At 41.7% G+C, this 1813-nt stretch carries 4 protein-coding genes; all 4 read right to left on the reverse strand.

All coding sequences use genetic code 11. The annotated features are described in order from the left end of the window. Nucleotides 1-187: 187 nt before the first annotated feature. The gene (locus PX481_RS22195) at nucleotides 188-469 is read right to left on the reverse strand and encodes a hemolysin XhlA family protein (protein WP_002759172.1); all 282 of its coding nucleotides are present in this window, start codon (nucleotides 467-469) and stop codon (nucleotides 188-190) included. A 257-nt stretch (nucleotides 470-726) separates the two neighbouring features. Further along, a complete protein-coding gene (locus PX481_RS22200; RefSeq protein ID WP_002751511.1) occupies nucleotides 727-1074 on the reverse strand; it encodes an HVO_A0114 family putative DNA-binding protein in 348 nt (115 codons plus the stop codon). Then, entirely contained in the window at nucleotides 1055-1351 is a 297-nt protein-coding gene (locus tag PX481_RS22205; RefSeq protein ID WP_002751505.1) for a toxin-antitoxin system TumE family protein, read from the reverse strand. Before PX481_RS22205 ends, PX481_RS22200 begins: the two co-directional genes overlap by 20 nt. 146 nt (nucleotides 1352-1497) lie before the next feature. Continuing rightward, nucleotides 1498-1653 carry a hypothetical protein gene (locus PX481_RS22210; protein ID WP_196219824.1) on the reverse strand — a complete coding sequence of 52 codons (156 nt, stop codon included), beginning with the start codon at nucleotides 1651-1653 and terminating at the stop codon, nucleotides 1498-1500. Nucleotides 1654-1813 lie beyond the last annotated feature (160 nt).

A 1813-nucleotide genomic window follows, 5' to 3' on the forward strand; every position in this document is an offset into this window, starting at 1 on the left:
ATTATTCCTCCCATCGAGAGCTATTCTGAATTGTAAGTTATAACTATTATAATCTCATTTCTCTTTGTGATCAAGTTGAAGATTTTCTAGTTTTTGACTGCTATAAGTATTAATACTCATTGCATAAGTGAGATGCTCCCGGCGCGTTGTTCATTCATTGTCTGTACTGTGATTGTTATAATTATATTTACGATTGAGGAGGAAAAGGAATAATAATGTAGCGAATGACCGTTCCTAGTAAAGCCGTTCCCAAAATTCCGATTAACGTCCAAATCTGGGCCTTTTGAGAGCCTTTCAATTCTTTGGTATCTTCTTTCACCCTCTCAATATCCTTGTCTAAAGCATCGACCTTTTCTTCTAATCTAGCTTGTCCAACCTCTAAATTAGTGAGGCGACTATTAATATTTTCTAGTTTCTGATTAATTTCACCTAAAACTTCTTTAAGATCTTGTTCAATAGTAACTGACATCTGATGATTCTCCTAATAATTATCGGAATATAGGCACGACTATCACTATTTTATAGCTGGTTATAATTAAATTAAAAATGGATTTTAGGTTCGATCCCCCCTGCCCCCCTTGATAAGGGGGGTGCCGATCCCCCCTTAATCCCCCCTTGATAAGGGGGGTGTCTGACAACTTTTAACGCCTCCCTACTTACCTTTGAGAATGATAATACTTTTGGTTCATGTGTCCTCTTTATTCGCGATCGCTACTAATCCGGCGATCAAACGGCTTGCAACATGAATTCAACCTTGATCGCTTCAAACGGGAACTCTACGCTCCCATCTGCTACACGGCTCAGAATACCGACATTTAAAAGTGCCGTAATATCTCCATGTACTGCTTTAACATCCCGATGTACTCGCCTCGCCGCCTCACGGATAGAAATGGGGCCAGCACCGCACATAGCTTTGAGGAGTTCCCACCGCTTGGCAGTCAGAACTTTCCAGAGAAGTTCGGGGGTAGCAAAACTGATACGAACTTCTTTTTCTGCTCGACCAGTTTTCATCGCTTGAACGGCATCGGCAAGGGTGTCAGTCAAGGAGCGAACTTCAAGAACGACCGTGTTCATAATTCCACCTCAAAATGTCAGAGTTGAAGTCGGCCATCAATTGGTCTGGCGAAGAGAAAGCATAAAGAGACTCCACACCATCGAAATGACGGTGATCGCCTTTACCGCGTTCGTTATCATATCGCAACACACATTTGCCGTTGACTATGTAAGCGAGACGATATTTGTAAGGATGCTCCGATGGCAGAACTGGTTGGGGAACACGCCAGACAGTGACTTCTGCGAATGCGTCTGGGGCCAAGATGACGCGACGACGAATGAGCGCGGTAGCCTTCATGTTGGATATACTAACAACACCTTGGCCTGTTGTCAATGTCCCCAACAGTTAAAAACGCCTTATATTCTTCTATATTTCTCGCTTGAGGATTGAGATATTGCCCAAAGTGTTGTGTTAAATCAATCTGCATGGTTATTGTATCCTTATTATTCTAACCCTGTTGCATAGTTTTCCATCATCTGCAAAAATTCGGGGTCAATCAATTCCTGATTAGCTTGCAGGATATTGGGTTCCTCACCATCAGCACAAGCGAGCAACTGTTCTATTAAATTAACATAAGCTTGGGCGCGTTGTTCATTCATCGTCTTAACTATGATTTTTGTGATTGTGTGATGGACTATGATTCTTTTCGAGAGAGCGACACCATGATGTGATATAAGACAATAAATACTGATGATTGTCAAAGATAACCTAATCATAGTCGCTCATTCAATCATGAGTCTAATCATCGTCTTAACTATG

This window comes from Microcystis sp. M53603_WE2 (assembly GCF_030065435.1).

Bases quoted from the DNA above. Each gene is read 5' to 3' on its own strand.
- PX481_RS22195 (WP_002759172.1), bottom strand. From the start codon at position 469: ATGTCAGTTACTATTGAACAAGATCTTAAAGAAGTTTTAGGTGAAATT.
- PX481_RS22200 (WP_002751511.1), bottom strand. From the start codon at position 1,074: ATGAACACGGTCGTTCTTGAAGTTCGCTCCTTGACTGACACCCTTGCC.
- PX481_RS22205 (WP_002751505.1), bottom strand. From the start codon at position 1,351: ATGAAGGCTACCGCGCTCATTCGTCGTCGCGTCATCTTGGCCCCAGAC.
- PX481_RS22210 (WP_196219824.1), bottom strand. From the start codon at position 1,653: ATGAATGAACAACGCGCCCAAGCTTATGTTAATTTAATAGAACAGTTG.